This is a genomic window from Kosakonia pseudosacchari, from assembly GCF_900184035.1.
Lineage (GTDB): Bacteria > Pseudomonadota > Gammaproteobacteria > Enterobacterales > Enterobacteriaceae > Kosakonia > Kosakonia pseudosacchari.
Genome location: NZ_FXWP01000004.1, coordinates 1 through 16913, shown reverse-complemented (window position 1 = coordinate 16913; position 16913 = coordinate 1). Strand labels below are relative to the sequence as shown.

The window sequence follows — 16913 nt, the reverse complement described above, 5'->3', positions numbered from 1 at the left end:
GAACCATTACCAGCGCGCTTTCAGCAAGTTTGGCTGGATACCGCCAATTGCATGGGTATTGCTGAATTGCTGTTTAATGCCCGCTTCGAACTCTTCGCGGAAATATTTAATCGCGCTCTGTAACGGTTCAACCGCACCTGGCGCATGCGCGCAGAAGGTTTTACCCGGCCCGAGTTGTCGACACAGTTGCTCAAGTGTCTCGATATCGCCAGGCTGGCCTTCACCGCGCTCCAGCGCACGCAGGATTTTCACGCTCCATGGCAGACCATCGCGACATGGCGTACACCAGCCGCAGGACTCGCGCGCGAAGAACTCTTCCAGGTTGCGCACCAGCGGCACCATGCCAATTTCATGGTCAACGGCCATCGCCAGCGCCGTACCCAGACGGCTGCCCGCTTTACCGATGCTTTCAAACTCCATCGGCAAGTCGAGGTGCGCTTCGGTCAGGAAGTCAGTACCCGCCCCGCCCGGCTGCCAGGCTTTAAATTTCAGGCCATCACGCATACCGCCTGCGTAATCCTCAAGGATTTCACGCGCGGTCGTACCAAACGGCAGCTCCCACAGACCCGGATTCTTCACGCGCCCGGAGAAGCCCATCAGTTTGGTGCCCGCATCTTTGCTGGTCGAAATGTTCTGATACCACTCAACGCCGTTCGCCAGAATAGCCGGGACGTTACACAGGGTTTCGACGTTGTTAACGCAGGTTGGTTTGCCCCATACGCCAGAGCTTGCCGGGAATGGCGGTTTGGAACGCGGGTTGGCACGGCGGCCTTCCAGCGAGTTAATCAGCGCCGTTTCTTCACCGCAGATATAACGTCCTGCACCGGTATGCACGAACAGTTCGAAGTCGAAACCGCTGCCAAGAATGTTCTTGCCGAGCAAACCGGCTTCGGTGGCTTCAGCAATCGCGCGGCGCAGATGCACCGCCGCTTCAATATATTCACCGCGCAGGAAGATGTAGCCACGGTAGGCTTTCAGCGCGAACGCCGAAATCAGCATCCCTTCCACCAGCAGGTGCGGCAGTTGCTCCATCAGCAGGCGGTCTTTATAGGTGCCCGGCTCCATTTCATCTGCGTTACACAACAGGTAACGGATGTTCATGGATTCGTCTTTCGGCATCAGGCTCCACTTCAGACCAGTGGAGAAGCCCGCGCCGCCGCGACCTTTCAGACCAGAATCCTTAACCGCATTGACAATCTCATCCGGCGCCATACCGGTCAGCGCTTTGCGCGCACCGGCGTACCCGTTTTTGCTCTGGTACTCTTCGAGCCAGACCGGCTGTTTGTCATCGCGCAGACGCCAGGTCAGCGGATGCGTTTCAGGAGTACGGATAACTGTTTTCATTTATACCGCTCCAGTAGTTCAGGGATCCCTTCCGGCGTCAGATGACTGTGGGTATCTTCATCAATCATCATATTCGGGCCTTTATCGCAGTTGCCCAGACAGCAGGTCGGCAGCAGCGTAAAACGACCATCGAAGGTCGTCTGGCCGGGTTTGATCTTCAGGTGGCTTTCAATCGCCGACTGAATGCCCTGATAGCCGGTGATGTGGCACACCACGCTGTCGCAATAGCGAATAACATGGCGACCAACCGGCTGGCGGAAGATCTGGCTGTAGAATGTCGCCACGCCTTCGACGTCGCTCGCCGGGATGCCCAGTACATCAGCAATGGCGTAAATCGCGCCGTCCGGCACCCAACCACGCTGCTTCTGAACTATCTTCAGCGCTTCAATGGACGCCGCACGCGGGTCTTCGTAGTGGTGCTTCTCGTGCTCAATTGCCTCACGCTCTGCCGCACTCAGCTCAAAAGCCTCGGTTTGTGGTTGTTGATTCTCGTGCATAATTAGCGATCCACATCTGACATAACAAAATCGATACTACCCAGATAGACAATCAAGTCTGATACCAGGCTGCCGCGGATGGCCGACGGGATTTGCTGCAAGTGCGCAAAGCTCGGGGTACGAACGCGGGTGCGGTAGCTCATGGTGCTGCCGTCGCTGGTCAGGTAGTAACTGTTAATACCCTTGGTTGCCTCAATCATCTGGAAGGATTCGTTGGCCGGCATTACCGGGCCCCACGACACTTGCAGGAAGTGAGTAATCAGGGTTTCGATATGTTGCAGCGTGCGCTCTTTCGGCGGCGGCGTAGTCAGCGGGTGATCCGCTTTGAACGGGCCTTCCGGCATGTTATTGAGGCACTGCTCAAGAATGCGCAGGCTCTGGCGCAGCTCTTCAACTTTCAGCATCACGCGGGTGTAACAGTCGCTTACGCCACCACCAACCGGGATTTCAAAGTCGAAGTTCTCGTAACCGGAGTACGGGCGCGCTTTACGCACGTCAAAATTGATGCCGGTCGCACGCAGGCCTGCACCGGTCGTGCCCCACTCCAGCGCTTCTTTTGCGTTGTAAGCGGCAACCCCCTGCGAGCGGCCTTTCAGAATGGTGTTACGCAGCGCCGCTTTCTCGTAAGAGGCCAGGCGTTTTGGCATCCAGTCGAGGAATTCGCGCAGCAGACGATCCCAACCACGCGGCAGATCGTGCGCCACGCCGCCAATGCGGAACCAGGCCGGGTGCATACGGAAACCGGTGATCGCTTCGACCAGATCGTAGATTTTCTGACGATCGGTAAAGGCGAAGAACACCGGCGTCATTGCGCCCACGTCCTGGATAAAGGTCGAGATATAGAGCAGGTGGCTGTTGATGCGGAACAGTTCAGACAGCATCACGCGGATCACGTTGACGCGATCCGGCACGGTGATACCGGCCAGTTTTTCTACCGCCAGCACGTAAGGCATTTCGTTGACGCAACCGCCGAGATACTCGATACGGTCGGTGTAAGGAATATAGCTGTGCCAAGACTGGCGCTCACCCATTTTTTCCGCGCCGCGATGGTGATAACCGATATCCGGCACACAGTCGACGATCTCTTCGCCGTCCAGTTGCAGAATGATACGGAACGCACCGTGCGCAGAGGGGTGGTTCGGACCGAGGTTGAGGAACATAAAGTCCTCGTTTTCGGTGCCGCGTTTCATGCCCCAGTCTTCCGGCTTGAAGGTCAACGCTTCCATTTCCAGATCCTGTTTGGCTTTAGTCAGCTCAAACGGATCGAATTCTGTGGCGCGCGCCGGGTAATCTTTACGCAGCGGGTGACCCGTCCAGGTTTGCGGCATCATGATGCGCGTCAGGTGCGGGTGACCATTAAAGGTAACGCCAAACATCTCCCAGGTTTCACGCTCATACCAGTTGGCGTTCGGGAAAAGTTTGGTCAGCGTCGGCACATGCAGATCGTTTTCAGCCAGCGCCACTTTCAGCATGATGTCGCGGTTGCGATCGATGGAAATGAAGTGGTAGAAAACGGAAAAATCCGCGGCGGGCAAACCGGCGCGGTGTGAGCGTAGACGTTCATCCATGCCGTGCAAATCAAACAGCATGACGTACGGTTTCGGTAATTTCTTTAAGAAATCGACCACTTCCAGCAACTGCTCACGCTTAACCCAAACTACGGGTACCCCGGTGCGGGTCGCCTGAACGGTAAAGGCATCCGGCCCAAAACGGTTGCGCAATTCGCCAATGACCGGATCATCCAGATGATCCCGGGTCTGCCATGCGGCTTCTTGCGCAGTTAAATCGGTCATATTGTTCACCATTGCAAAGGGTCCGTGGTGACTGTTGGGTATGGCTTCGCGTTATTGGATTATTGAAATGCGAAGTTTCTTCCATTACCCACAGGCGCAAATTAAATCTCGTCCGGCGTACGCAGATTGGTCACGGCGATACGCTCGCCACGTTTACGGTCGCGTTCCGACTGCATATTGGCGCGATAAACGCCCTGATCGCCAACCACCCATGAGAGCGGACGACGCTCCTTGCCAATCGACTCCTGCAGCAGCATCAGCGCCTGCATATAGGCTTCAGGACGCGGCGGGCAGCCAGGGATGTAAACATCCACCGGGATAAATTTGTCGACGCCTTGCACGACTGAGTAGATGTCGTACATACCGCCAGAGTTCGCACAGGCCCCCATGGAGATAACCCACTTAGGTTCCAGCATCTGGTCGTAAAGGCGCTGAATGACCGGCGCCATTTTGGTAAAGCATGTGCCCGCAACCACCATCAGGTCTGCCTGACGAGGAGAAGCACGCAGCACTTCCGCACCAAAACGCGCAACGTCGTGCACGGCCGTAAAGGATGTCACCATCTCTACGTAACAGCACGACAGGCCAAAGTTATATGGCCAAATTGAGTTTTTACGTCCCCAGTTCACCATATCGTGCAGGGCATTCTCGAGCTTGCCCATATAAACGCTACGGTTAATTTCTTGTTCCAGGGGGTCGGTTACGATCTCCTGTTTCTGCAGGGGGTAACGGTCGTTCTCACCGTTAGGATCTATGCGGGTGAGCGTATAATCCATCTTATTGCCTCGCGGTTAGCGTTGACTGTCAGTGTAGCTGTTAGTCTCTGGGTTGATTTGCTCACGGCGCGAACGCACGGGCGTCCAATCCAGCGCGCCAATACGCACCAGATAAACCAGACCAGCCAGCAGCACTAATATAAAAATTGCGGCTTCGACAAACCCGACCCAACCACTCTCGCGAATGGAGGTTGACCATGCGTATAAATAGAGCGCTTCCACATCGAAGATGACGAAGAACATGGCCACCAGGTAGAACTTGGCGGATAGACGTAAGCGTGCGGAACCGACGGAGTCGATACCCGATTCGAAAGGAACGTTTTTGTGCCTCGCGCGTGCGCGACCGCCCAAAAACCGACCGCCGATCAGCATCAGGCAACACAGGCCAATGGCGACAATAAGAAAGATAGCGAATGCCCAGTGATGAGCGATGATTTCAGTGGATGTTGACATACGCATTGCTTAACTCAAAAGGTAGCGTTATTACCTCTGCTCTTGCTGGCAGATGACGCCACATCGATTCACGGGGAGGAATAAAAAACCACACATTAACTGTGTAAAAGGCGAAAACAGCTAAACGATGTGGGTTTTTACTCCTTTCTATAACCTTTTGTCAACTTTAACAAAGGTTTCCTCACATTAGTTTACATCGGCAGCAATTCATTAACATTTAGTGCCGTTTTCTTGAACGGCTTCAAACATTCACAAGAAATATCCTGGTGTTGAATCGTGTCCGTAGCGAGGTTTTACACTAATTACCCGCTTATTTTGACAGGATTTTGGCCGGATTCCTCCCCCTCAACGGGAGTATTTTCTTGATCTGAGACACGCTTTTGTTAATTCATTCAGTGAAACAGCAACAATCCGCCTTGATTTTTAACATGACCAGCAGGCATGAAAGACTATAGTTGAAAAAAGGAGATCGTGCTGTGAGTGATATTAAATTATTGAAAGAAAGAATAATTTTCAGGCAGGATGTTTCTGTAATTCATAATCTGTGCGCAAAATGAACCGATAACCGCTTTTTTGCCGCCAGCGGTTCATTTTTGCACTTACATTTTGTTACCAGATTTGGCAGAGAATGTTAGCTAAAATCCCCTTCTATAACCAGCGGATCGCCTCCTCCTTCAGGAGTACCGCCGCTGTAATGCCATGGGTTTTGATAATGTTCCATGGCCTGGAAAATCACCTGTGCCAGCTCATTACGACTTTGCGGATTATAACAAAGCAGATATTCCGTATCCGGTAACAGCGGCAGCCCTTCGGCTCTGCCCAGCACGCGCAAATCAGGGCTCATCATCTCGACCGGCCGCGCGGTCACCCCCAATCCGGCTTTTACGGCTGCTTTTACCGCCGACAGAGACGAAGCGACATAAGCCATACGCCATGGAATATCCGCATCATTCAGCGAATTGATGACCATATCGCGAAATGGGCTCGGCTCATCCAGTAAGACCAGTGGTATCGCCTCACTTTTCTGTAACACGTATTCAGCCGAGCAGTACCAGTGCGTTGGCGATGTGCGCAACGTCAGGCAATCGTATTGCGCGGAACGGTGAGTCGTCACCACGAGATCAACATCGTGCTCTTGTTCATGTTCGTCAGAAAACGGGTTACGCTTCACTCGCACATCAAGAGCCAGCTTCGGGTATACCGAGCTAATACGATTAAGCAAAAACGGTAAAATCGTGTCTGCGGACTCATCAGAAGCGCCAATAGTTAAGACGCCCTGAAGATTGCTAAACATTAACGACGTACATGCTTCGTCATTGAAACGTAAGATCTTTCGCGCATATCCCAGTAACTGAATACCATGTTCAGTTAAGAGCTTATTGCGACCATGACGGGCAAATAATTCTTTTCCCACTAATTGTTCAAGCCGCTGCATTTGCTGACTTACGGCGGACTGTGTGCGACAAACTGCAGCAGCGGCCGCAGCAAAAGTGTTTAGATCGGCGACCGCAACGAAAGTTCTCAGCAGATCGAGGTCGAGATTCAATATCGGACGATTTGCATTTATCATAATTTTTCACTTACGGGTCGTTCGCGCGGAGTGACCCGGGTTTATGCTGTGCTCGTAAGATTAAGTAATTCCATTTAAAAAGTGCATCCAGCAGGATCATAACCAGGTAAAGCTGGCAGTCTTCAGGTGTTTATAGTTCGCTGTCTAGCGCAAGCTGAACTCAATGGCTTTATTTCGCCTTCTGCCATTCCTTTTAGATATATAAAAGATGCCAAAGCGCGTTATTCCTTTTAAGAAAAACATGTTTGTGCAACGTTCATAGGCTATACATAGCACTGCGCCATATAGAACCAGCCTATATAACTGGTCAGAATTAAAAGCGAGTAATAACAATCAACTACAATTAAGAAATAAACCTTAACTAAAGCAAGGCCTTTGGTCTCAGTTCCATTTCTTGCCCCACGAGTTTAACCTAAAACCTTTATATTTATAAGCATTATTGCGAATAATCTTAAGCAAACAAATGGCGTCCACCACACCATCATCTTATTAATATTAGTGATAGTCATCGTTCCCATTCTCAATATTAAATCGCTATTAATTAAGTGAAGAACTAACTATTAATAATGCTTAACATTGCGTTTACAGCCAACTCAACTCTTCGCCTGGCCAAATGAGGCAGTAATCCAGCGCGCGGGTTTTATGCAGAGAACGAATTCTACCGTAGCCCAAGCGCCTCAAACCGCGACTAAACGAACGCCTTTAGACAGTAAAAAATTTCACAATTAAAATAAATATCAGCACCAAAAACCAAAAAATAAAACAAAAACAGAAAAAGAAAAAACAAAAAGCCTAATTAATAGTTAAAAAATCGTTAACCATCAGAGACATTAAGACAAAATCTTCTCCTGTTAACCCTTCAAAATGGGCGGACGGGGGAGTACATTGTTCCGTGCTCACTTCCACGGCAGGCAGTGGCTATTCCAGCTAAAAGGTCAAAGATTCATGTCCTCCATCGAAAAATCCAGCAAATTAGATAACGTCTGTTACGACATCCGTGGCCCGGTTCTGAAAGAAGCAAAACGTCTTGAAGAAGAAGGCAACAAGGTCCTCAAACTCAACATCGGCAACCCAGCCCCTTTCGGCTTCGAGGCACCGGATGAAATTCTGGTTGATGTGATCCGTAACCTGCCGAGCGCGCAAGGTTACTGCGACTCAAAAGGGCTCTATTCCGCGCGCAAAGCCATCATGCAGCACTATCAGGCTCGCGGCATGCGCGAAGTGACTGTGGAAGACATCTATATTGGCAACGGTGTTTCCGAGTTGATCGTGCAGTCGATGCAGGCGTTGCTGAATAGCGGTGACGAAATGCTGGTGCCCGCACCGGATTACCCGCTGTGGACCGCTGCAGTTTCGCTCTCTGGCGGGAAAGCGGTGCACTATTTATGCGATGAGTCGGCAGGCTGGTTCCCCGATCTCGACGATATTCGCGCCAAAATTACGCCGCGTACGCGCGGGATTGTCATTATCAACCCGAACAACCCGACCGGCGCGGTTTACTCAAAAGAGCTGCTGCTGGAAATCGTTGAGATCGCGCGTCAGCACAACCTCATCATCTTTGCTGATGAAATCTACGACAAAATTCTTTACGACGAAGCGCAGCATCACTCCATTGCCGCACTCGCGCCGGATCTGTTCACCATCACCTTTAACGGGCTGTCGAAAACCTACCGGGTCGCGGGTTTCCGCCAGGGCTGGATGGTGTTGAGTGGGCCGAAAAAGCACGCGAAAGGCTATATTGAAGGGCTGGAGATGCTGGCATCGATGCGCCTGTGCGCCAACGTTCCGGCACAACACGCGATTCAGACCGCGCTCGGTGGCTACCAGAGCATTAGTGAATTTATTGTGCCTGGCGGGCGTCTGTATGAGCAGCGTAACCGCGCGTGGGAGTTGATCAACGAGATCCCGGGCGTTTCCTGCGTGAAACCAAGCGGTGCGTTGTATATGTTCCCGAAAATCGACGCTAAACGCTTCAATATTCACGACGATCAAAAAATGGTACTCGACTTCCTGTTGCAGGAAAAAGTACTGCTGGTACAAGGATCTGCGTTTAACTGGCCCTGGCCGGATCACGTACGCATTGTGACGCTGCCGCGTGAAGACGATCTGGAAATGGCGATTACCCGTTTTGGTCGTTTCCTCTCGGGTTACCACCAGTAAGGATGCCGGGGGAGGATTTGCATCTTCCCCCACTCTCTGCGCACAATGGCTCAGGTCGCAGTCACAGACAAGGTTAACCATGAGTCAGAGCCACTTTTTCGCCCATCTTTCCCGCCTTAAACTCATCAATCGCTGGCCGCTGATGCGCAATGTGCGCACGGAGAATGTCTCCGAACATAGCTTACAAGTTGCGATGGTCGCCCACGCGCTGGCGGCAATTAAAAACCGTAAATTCGCGGGCCAGGTCAATGCTGAACGCATTGCGCTGCTGGCGATGTACCACGATGCATCAGAAGTGCTGACCGGTGATTTGCCTACGCCGGTAAAATATTTCAACTCGCAAATCGCTCAGGAATATAAAGCCATCGAGAAGATCGCCCAGCAGAAGTTGGTCGAGATGGTACCGGAAGAACTGCGTGATATTTTTGCGCCGCTGATCGATGAATATCACTACACGGCAGAAGAAAAATCGATTGTGAAACAGGCAGATGCCCTGTGCGCTTATCTGAAGTGTCTGGAAGAGCTCTCCGCTGGCAACAACGAATTCTTGCTGGCTAAATCACGGCTGGAAAAAACGCTTGATGCGCGCCGCAGCCCGGAAATGGATTACTTTATGCAGGTATTTGTACCGAGCTTCCATTTGTCGCTGGATGAAATCAGCCAGGATTCGCCGCTGTAACTGAACATGCCGGGCCAACAAACCCGGCCATATCAGAACGGAAACAGCACCGGGATTAATAGTGCGCAGACCACCATCACCAGCAACGTGAACGGCACGCCGATTTTTACAAAATCACTGAACTGGTAGTTACCCGGTCCTAAAACCAGTGTATTCACCGGTGAGGAAACGGGTGTCATAAACGCGGCCGAGGCCGCCATCGCGACAACCATTGCGAACGGATAAGGCGAAACGCCCATTGATTTCGCTGCCGCCAGGGCAATCGGTGCCATCAATACCGCCGTTGCGGTGTTAGAGATAAATAAGCCAATCGTGGCGCACATCACGAACAGACATATCAGCATCAGATGCGGGCCATAGCCGCCGCCTAAGTCCATCAACCCTTTCACCACCAGATCCACACCGCCGGTTTTTTGCAACGCCAGCGCGAACGGCATCATACCGACAATCAAAATAATGCTCGGCCAGTGGATCGCTTTATACGCACTTTCTGCATCAATACAGCGAAACTTGCCCATCAACATACACGCGATGATCGCGGCCACCGGATTGGGAATTTCATCCGTCAGCATCAACGCAACCATCAATACCAGGCAGAAAATAGCGTGTGCCGCCTGGCTGTGCGCCGGAGACGCGGCACTCTCTTCCACCGGTAAGTTGAGCACCACAAAGTCGCGCCCGTGCGAACCAAGCTGGCTGATAAGTTTCCAGTTTCCGACCACCAGAAAAACATCGCCCAGTTGCAATGTTTCATCCGTCACCGCGCCTTCCAGCGCCTCGCCGTTGCGTTTCAGACCAACAACGTTAAGGCCGTAGCGGGTGCGAAAACCGATTTCGCGCACTGTTTTGCCAATCAGTTCCGAATCGGGGATCAGCGACACCTCCGCCATTCCGACATCCAGCGCCTGGTCGGAAAAATACTCACCGCGCAGGATCATCGGCTCAAGCAGTTGTTCAGCGCAAAACTGGCGTAAATCGACTTCGGCGGCAGACATGTCAATCAGCAGCACATCGCGGGCACGAAATTCGGATACCCCATTAACGTTAACAATGACACGCCGGAAATGCCGCCAGCGCTCAACACCGATAATGTTGGCGCCATAGCGCTCACGCAGTTGTAAATCATCCAGCCGCTGCCCAATCATTGGCGAACCGGGGCGGATCGCCAGACGGCGCGCCCGACCGGCAAGACGATACTCCTTAATAAGATCGCGAAAACTGCGGCGTTTCCAGCTTTCACGCGCGGCATCGTCACTCTCCCCTTTCAACGTGAAACGCATCAACAGCATATAAATAATGCCAAGCAGTAGGATCACCAGCCCCAAAGGGGTCACGCTAAAAAAGCTGAAGCCGTCAAAGCCTTCGCGTAGCAATTCGCTATTAACAACAAGGTTTGGCGGCGTCGCTACCAACGTCATCATGCCGCTAATAAGGCCGGCGAAACTGAGCGGCATCATCAGCCGTGACGGCGAAATCTGCATGCGCATTGACACGCTAAGCACCACCGGGATGAAGATTGCCACCACGCCGGTCGAACTCATAAATGCCCCAAGCCCGGCAACGGTGACCATCAACAACACCAGCATTTTGGTTTCGCTGCTGCCCGCCATGTTGACCAGCCACGCCCCCATGTTTGTCGCCACCCCGGTGCGCACCAGGCCGTCGCCGATGATAAACAGGGCGGCAATTAACACGACGTTCGGGTCGCTAAAACCGGAAAACGCTTCGGAAAGCGTCAGCGTTCCACTAAGAACAAAGGCAACAATGACAAACAGGGCTACAGCATCCATGCGCACTTTGCCCGTCGCGAAAAGCACCACCGCGATGCCCAGCAGACACAGTACCCAGATAAGTTCACCGTTCACAACGTATCCTTGTCAGTTGATAGTGGAGAAATAGTGCCATAAAAAAACCCCACAAAAGTGGGGTTACATCATGGGATCAAACCTTTAGCGTGACATTCACCCGCCCGTCCGGCTGTTTTGCGACATCAAGCGCTTCAAGCGTGGTGAGTCGGAAATCCACCTCGTCAAGCCGGGGCGCATCCGCAGGAACATTGACCGCAATCACATGGCAACCTGCGGCAAGGCCGGAAAGGAGACCCGCCGGCGCATCTTCCACCACTACGCACTCGCGCGGTGAAAGCCCCAACAGCTGTGCGCCGAGGAGATAAGCATCAGGCTCAGGTTTACCGCGTGTAACCTGCTCGGCGGTGACGAACACTTTCGGTGTCGGCAACCCGGTTGCACGATGTCGCGCATGAGCGACAGGCACAGACCCGGAGGTAACAATAGCCCACGGAATCGCTGACTCATCTAAATGCTGAAGCAGCGCAATCGCGCCAGGCAGCGCGGTAATGCCATCGGTGTCAGCCGCTTCAACCTGTTCAAGCCAGGTAAATTCAGCCGCAATCTCTGCTTCAGACTTGCCCGGTAAAAAATGCCGCAGCGAGGTAATCGCCTGTTTGCCGTGGATAAAATTCAGTACTTCATCATGCGCGATACCAAATCGATCAGCCCAGTTACACCATGCCCGCTCCACAGCGGGCAGCGAATTCACCAGGGTGCCATCCAGGTCAAACAGAAATCCTTTACACTGCACACTCACCTCCTCAGGCGTTGATAATCTGATTAATTTCGTTGCTGCTCAGGTGGTACTGACGCGGGCAGGAGTGCCACACGCTCAGCATGCGCTGATATTTTTCCCACATTGGGGTTTGCGCGTTAAAGCCGTGGGTTCCGGCGTCGAAATGGGTATAGCGGCCTTCGATATTGACCATAAAACGCACGTAGCCGAGATAACGCGCTTCCGTTGCGGCGTCAAAGCCAAGGAAAGTCACCCGGCGTTCATCAATGGTGCTGGTATCTTTTAGGTTGGTCCAGGAGACATGCAGTGCGTGGTACATCTCCATGATGTCGATAACAGTACGACAGGTCTCTTCTTTCAACTCGCCGAATTCACGATCCAACTCACGCATTTGCAGGCCATATCCACGCTCAATAATGGTTTGCAAACGGCGATAGCGCTCTGCATTAGCCGGATCCATCATGGTCATCATTTTGTACTGGTTGGATAAGATCAGACGTTGGGCATTGGTCATTTCCATCTTTCGACTCCTGTGGCACATCGGCGCATTAAAAAAGATGCCTTGAGTTTACCTGCTGAAAAAGACGGCTTTCTTGATTTGCCGGGGGTGTTGGGTAGAACAGAATGAAAAATAAAAAAGAAGACATCGCAAAAATGCCTTCTTTTATAGAGATTGCGAAACTTGTTCAAACTCACAAATCATCAAGGAATGTTTTATCGAGCTGTTTAAAAGCACGTTTAAGCGTGTCGGCCAGCGCTTGATAATCAGGCTTACCCTCTACAGGTGCTAACGCCTGACCCGCTTCTTGCAACTTGCCGCGCACTTCATAAAACCAGTGCAGAATCGACGGCGGTAGCGGCGTCACAGAACGCTTACCCAGCCACCATAGCCCCTGCATCGGCAGGCTCAGCGCAAACAGCGCGGTAGCCACCGCCGGTCCAAGCTGGCCGCCGAGCGCGATTTGCCAGCAGAGAGTAAACACGGCCACGGGCGGCATAAAGCGCGTGGCATAGCGCATTGCGCGGATCACACGGTTTTCAACGAACATCGGAGCGAGGCGTTTTTCCATAGGCCAGGTCTTCGCATAGTGCTGACCCCGACGAAACAAACTAAAAAAATTGACGGGTCGATTCTCTGAAGTGGACATGGGTTACCTCAACTTCACATATAAAAATTAAAAAATTTGTGCAAAACAACAACTGTGAATGACAACGTTAAAATTTTTTGTCAATCCCACATGGTATCAGGTATCCTGTGGCGGCCTTGACCGGTTCATTAGACGAATATCTTTAAATCGTCAAATTTAAGCTCATTATGCCACTGCCTGAAATTTGCGCAAAATAGCTTAAAATTTTATGTATTCTTCTCATCATGCCAGAAAGTAAACCCGGCATGATGTTAATCATAATTGTCAGTATCCATCTGCGCTACGCTGTGCGACTCACTGACCTTTTTTAGCCACGTATCATAAATAGGTACTTCCATGTCGAGTAAGTTAGTACTGGTTCTGAACTGCGGTAGCTCCTCACTGAAATTCGCAATCATCGATGCAGTTAATGGTGACGAGTACCTCTCTGGTTTAGCCGAATGTTTCCACCTTCCAGAAGCGCGCATCAAGTGGAAAATTGATGGCGGTAAACAAGAAGCGGCTTTAGGTGCAGGTGCCGCTCACAGCGAAGCGCTGAACTTTATCGTTAACACTATTCTGGCACAAAAACCAGAACTGTCCGCACAGCTGACCGCAATCGGTCACCGCATCGTGCATGGTGGCGAAAAATACACCAGCTCTGTGGTTATCGACGAATCCGTTATTCAGGGCATCAAAGATGCAGCCTCTTTCGCACCGCTGCACAACCCGGCTCACCTGATTGGTATCGCCGAAGCGCTGAAATCCTTCCCGAACCTGAAAGACAAAAACGTGGCTGTGTTCGACACTGCGTTCCACACCACGATGCCGGAAGAGTCCTACCTGTATGCGCTGCCGTACAAACTGTACAAAGAGCATGGCGTTCGTCGCTATGGCGCACACGGCACCAGCCACTTCTATGTGACTCAGGAAGCAGCCAAAGTCCTGAACAAACCGGTTGAAGAGCTGAACATCATCACCTGCCACCTGGGTAACGGTGGTTCTGTATCCGCTATCCGTAACGGTAAATGCGTTGACACTTCCATGGGTCTGACCCCGCTGGAAGGCCTGGTAATGGGTACCCGTTCTGGTGATATCGATCCGGCTATCATTTTCCACCTGCATGACACCCTGGGCATGAGCGTTGAAGCGATCAACAAAATGCTGACCAAAGAGTCCGGTCTGCTGGGCCTGACCGAAGTCACCAGCGACTGCCGTTATGTAGAAGATAACTACAAAGATAAAGAAGACGCGAAACGCGCAATGGACGTTTACTGCCACCGTCTGGCGAAATACATCGGCTCTTACACTGCGCTGATGGAAGGTCGTCTGGACGCGGTTGTCTTCACCGGTGGTATCGGTGAAAACGCCGCCATGGTACGTGAACTGTCTCTGGGCAAACTGGGCGTTCTCGGCTTTGAAGTTGATCACGAACGTAACCTGGCTGCCCGTTTTGGTAAGTCTGGCTTTATCAACAAAGAAGGCACCCGCCCGGCTGTCGTTATCCCGACAAACGAAGAGCTGGTCATCGCGCAAGACGCGAGCCGCCTGACTGCCTGATTCCACACACCGCCAGCCCCCGCTGGCGGTGCTGTTTTGTAACCCGTCTTACAAGACGGTAACGAAAGAGGATTAACCGTGTCCCGTATTATTATGCTGATCCCTACCGGAACCAGCGTCGGCCTGACCAGCGTCAGCCTTGGCGTTATCCGTGCTATGGAACGCAAAGGCGTTCGTCTGAGCGTCTTTAAACCGATCGCCCAGCCGCGCGCCGGTGGCGATGCGCCGGACCAGACCACCACAATCGTGCGTGCCAACTCTGGTCTGACTGCAGCAGAACCGCTGAAAATGAGCCACGTTGAGTCGCTGCTCTCCAGCAACCAGAAAGACGTGCTGATGGAAGAGATCATCGCCCGTTACCACGAAAGCAGCAAAGACGCTGAAGTGGTGCTGGTTGAAGGCCTGGTTCCGACGCGTAAACATCAGTTCGCGCAGTCGCTGAACTTTGAAATCGCGAAAACGCTGAACGCAGAAATCGTGTTTGTTATGTCCCAGGGCACCGACACGCCGGAGCAGTTGAAAGAGCGTATCGAACTGACCCGCAACAGCTTCGGCGGCGCGAAAAATACCAACATCACCGGCGTTATTGTTAACAAACTGAACGCTCCGGTTGATGAACAAGGTCGTACCCGCCCTGACTTGTCTGAAATTTTCGATGACTCGTCTAAAGCGAAAGTTATTCATATCGACCCGGCTAAACTGCAAGAAGCCAGCCCGCTGCCGGTGCTGGGCGCAGTGCCGTGGAGCTTCGATCTGATTGCCACCCGCGCAATCGACATGGCTCGCCACCTGAATGCAACCATTGTTAACGAAGGCGATATCAAAACCCGCCGTGTGAAATCGGTGACCTTCTGTGCGCGCAGCATTCCGCACATGCTGGAACACTTCCGCCCGGGTTCACTGCTGGTGACTTCCGCAGACCGTCCGGACGTGCTGGTTGCCGCTTGCCTCGCGGCGATGAACGGCGTGGAGATCGGTGCGCTGCTGCTGACTGGCGGCTACGAAATGGACGCCAGCGTGCGCAAACTGTGCGAACGTGCATTCGCCACCGGCCTGCCGGTATTTATGGTGAATACCAACACCTGGCAGACCTCCCTGAGCCTGCAGAGCTTCAACCTGGAAGTTCCGGTTGATGATAACGAGCGTATCGAAAACGTTCAGGAATATGTGGCTGGCTACATCAATGCCCAGTGGATCGATTCTCTGACCGCGACTTCCGAGCGCAGCCGTCGTCTCTCTCCGCCGGCCTTCCGTTACCAGTTAACTGAGCTGGCGCGCAAAGCGGGTAAACGCGTTGTTCTGCCGGAAGGCGACGAACCGCGTACCGTGAAAGCTGCTGCTATTTGTGCTGAACGTGGTATCGCGACCTGTATCCTGCTGGGTAATCCGGACGAGATCAACCGCGTCGCTGCTGCACAAGGCGTTGAGCTGGGCACCGGCATTGAAATCGTCGATCCGGACGTAGTGCGTGAAAGCTATGTTGCGCGCCTGGTTGAACTGCGTAAGAGCAAGGGCATGACCGAAGCCGTCGCCCGCGAACAACTGGAAGACAACGTGGTTCTCGGCACGCTGATGCTGGAACAGGACGAAGTAGACGGTCTGGTTTCCGGTGCTGTGCACACCACCGCGAACACCATTCGTCCGCCGCTGCAGTTGATCAAAACCGCACCGGGTAGCTCACTGGTTTCCTCCGTGTTCTTTATGCTGCTGCCGGAACAGGTTTATGTGTACGGTGACTGCGCCATCAACCCGGATCCGACCGCTGAACAACTGGCAGAAATCGCGATTCAGTCTGCGGATTCCGCCATCGCGTTCGGTATCGAACCGCGTGTGGCAATGCTCTCCTACTCCACCGGTAACTCCGGCGCGGGTAGCGATGTAGAGAAAGTGCGTGAAGCGACTCGTCTGGCGCAGGAAAAACGTCCTGATCTGGTTATCGACGGTCCGCTGCAGTACGACGCTGCGGTAATGGCTGATGTTGCGAAATCCAAAGCGCCGAACTCTCCGGTTGCAGGTCGCGCTACCGTGTTCATCTTCCCGGATCTGAACACCGGTAACACCACCTACAAAGCGGTGCAGCGTTCTGCCGACCTGATCTCCATCGGGCCGATGCTGCAGGGTATGCGCAAACCGGTTAACGACCTGTCCCGTGGCGCGCTGGTAGACGATATCGTCTATACCATCGCACTGACCGCGATCCAGGCATCCCAGCAGTAATTTGCTTTAACCGGCAATAAATATCCTCCGGCATAGCCGGAGGTTTTTCAGATGCGCCTGTAAGGCTCTGTTACCAGCCGCGCCCTAACAGGCGCATACGATCTGACATTTGCATCAAACTTCTTTACTTACGGCCCGTAAACGGGCTGCC

14 protein-coding genes are annotated in these 16913 nt (G+C 52.7%); 4 read left to right on the top strand and 10 right to left on the bottom strand.

The genetic code is table 11. The features are described 5' to 3' along the window. Positions 1-6: 6 nt before the first annotated feature. The 6 genes from nuoF to lrhA form a co-directional block, all read right to left on the bottom strand. On the bottom strand, positions 7-1344 hold the full coding sequence (gene nuoF, locus BN2591_RS00160; RefSeq protein ID WP_086868056.1) for an NADH-quinone oxidoreductase subunit NuoF: 1338 nt from the start codon (positions 1342-1344) through the stop codon (positions 7-9). Further along, complete coding sequence (gene nuoE, locus BN2591_RS00155) at positions 1341-1841, bottom strand: NADH-quinone oxidoreductase subunit NuoE (RefSeq protein ID WP_086868054.1); 501 nt, start codon at positions 1839-1841, stop codon at positions 1341-1343. The genes nuoF and nuoE overlap by 4 nt, the downstream gene beginning before the upstream one ends. Positions 1842-1843: 2 nt before the next feature. After that, entirely contained in the window at positions 1844-3646 is a 1803-nt protein-coding gene (gene nuoC / locus BN2591_RS00150) for an NADH-quinone oxidoreductase subunit C/D (RefSeq protein WP_086868052.1), read from the bottom strand. A gap of 89 nt (positions 3647-3735) precedes the next feature. After that, positions 3736-4410, bottom strand: coding sequence for an NADH-quinone oxidoreductase subunit NuoB (gene nuoB / locus BN2591_RS00145; RefSeq protein WP_007371088.1), 675 nt, complete (start codon positions 4408-4410; stop codon positions 3736-3738). A 15-nt stretch (positions 4411-4425) separates the two neighbouring features. Next, positions 4426-4869 (bottom strand): NADH-quinone oxidoreductase subunit NuoA, encoded by a 444-nt coding sequence (gene nuoA, locus BN2591_RS00140; protein ID WP_017458599.1) that lies wholly within the window; start codon positions 4867-4869, stop codon positions 4426-4428. A 625-nt stretch (positions 4870-5494) separates the two neighbouring features. Next, positions 5495-6433, bottom strand: a complete 939-nt coding sequence (lrhA, locus tag BN2591_RS00135) for a transcriptional regulator LrhA (RefSeq protein WP_086868050.1) — start codon at positions 6431-6433, stop codon at positions 5495-5497. 945 nt (positions 6434-7378) lie between these two features. Here lrhA and BN2591_RS00130 point away from each other — a divergent pair. Beyond that, positions 7379-8593 (top strand): pyridoxal phosphate-dependent aminotransferase, encoded by a 1215-nt coding sequence (locus tag BN2591_RS00130; protein ID WP_086868048.1) that lies wholly within the window; start codon positions 7379-7381, stop codon positions 8591-8593. Positions 8594-8672: 79 nt separating this feature from the next. Further along, complete coding sequence (gene yfbR, locus BN2591_RS00125) at positions 8673-9272, top strand: 5'-deoxynucleotidase (protein WP_086868046.1); 600 nt, start codon at positions 8673-8675, stop codon at positions 9270-9272. A 32-nt stretch (positions 9273-9304) separates the two neighbouring features. On the opposite strand, the gene BN2591_RS00120 is transcribed toward yfbR, so the two are convergent. The 4 genes from BN2591_RS00120 to yfbV form a co-directional block, all read right to left on the bottom strand. Continuing rightward, a complete protein-coding gene (locus BN2591_RS00120; RefSeq protein ID WP_086868044.1) occupies positions 9305-11137 on the bottom strand; it encodes an SLC13 family permease in 1833 nt (610 codons plus the stop codon). 76 nt (positions 11138-11213) lie between these two features. Next, entirely contained in the window at positions 11214-11873 is a 660-nt protein-coding gene (locus tag BN2591_RS00115) for a sugar phosphatase (protein ID WP_086868042.1), read from the bottom strand. A gap of 10 nt (positions 11874-11883) precedes the next feature. Next, a complete protein-coding gene (locus BN2591_RS00110; protein WP_086868039.1) occupies positions 11884-12378 on the bottom strand; it encodes a YfbU family protein in 495 nt (164 codons plus the stop codon). A gap of 172 nt (positions 12379-12550) precedes the next feature. Beyond that, complete coding sequence (yfbV, locus tag BN2591_RS00105) at positions 12551-13006, bottom strand: terminus macrodomain insulation protein YfbV (protein ID WP_086868037.1); 456 nt, start codon at positions 13004-13006, stop codon at positions 12551-12553. Positions 13007-13342: 336 nt separating this feature from the next. Between yfbV and ackA the strand changes: the two genes are divergently transcribed. Beyond that, a complete protein-coding gene (gene ackA / locus BN2591_RS00100) occupies positions 13343-14545 on the top strand; it encodes an acetate kinase (protein WP_017458607.1) in 1203 nt (400 codons plus the stop codon). A 78-nt stretch (positions 14546-14623) separates the two neighbouring features. Next, on the top strand, positions 14624-16762 hold the full coding sequence (gene pta, locus BN2591_RS00095; RefSeq protein WP_086868035.1) for a phosphate acetyltransferase: 2139 nt from the start codon (positions 14624-14626) through the stop codon (positions 16760-16762). Positions 16763-16913: the final 151 nt, after the last annotated feature.

Excerpts from the sequence above, each read along its gene's own strand:
- nuoB (WP_007371088.1), bottom strand. The coding sequence starts at position 4,410 with ATGGATTATACGCTCACCCGCATAGATCCTAACGGTGAGAACGACCGT.
- ackA (WP_017458607.1), top strand. The coding sequence starts at position 13,343 with ATGTCGAGTAAGTTAGTACTGGTTCTGAACTGCGGTAGCTCCTCACTG.
- BN2591_RS00110 (WP_086868039.1), bottom strand. The coding sequence starts at position 12,378 with ATGGAAATGACCAATGCCCAACGTCTGATCTTATCCAACCAGTACAAA.
- nuoF (WP_086868056.1), bottom strand. The coding sequence starts at position 1,344 with ATGAAAACAGTTATCCGTACTCCTGAAACGCATCCGCTGACCTGGCGT.
- BN2591_RS00130 (WP_086868048.1), top strand. The coding sequence starts at position 7,379 with ATGTCCTCCATCGAAAAATCCAGCAAATTAGATAACGTCTGTTACGAC.
- nuoE (WP_086868054.1), bottom strand. The coding sequence starts at position 1,841 with ATGCACGAGAATCAACAACCACAAACCGAGGCTTTTGAGCTGAGTGCG.
- nuoC (WP_086868052.1), bottom strand. The coding sequence starts at position 3,646 with ATGGTGAACAATATGACCGATTTAACTGCGCAAGAAGCCGCATGGCAG.
- yfbV (WP_086868037.1), bottom strand. The coding sequence starts at position 13,006 with ATGTCCACTTCAGAGAATCGACCCGTCAATTTTTTTAGTTTGTTTCGT.
- yfbR (WP_086868046.1), top strand. The coding sequence starts at position 8,673 with ATGAGTCAGAGCCACTTTTTCGCCCATCTTTCCCGCCTTAAACTCATC.
- lrhA (WP_086868050.1), bottom strand. The coding sequence starts at position 6,433 with ATGATAAATGCAAATCGTCCGATATTGAATCTCGACCTCGATCTGCTG.
- nuoA (WP_017458599.1), bottom strand. The coding sequence starts at position 4,869 with ATGCGTATGTCAACATCCACTGAAATCATCGCTCATCACTGGGCATTC.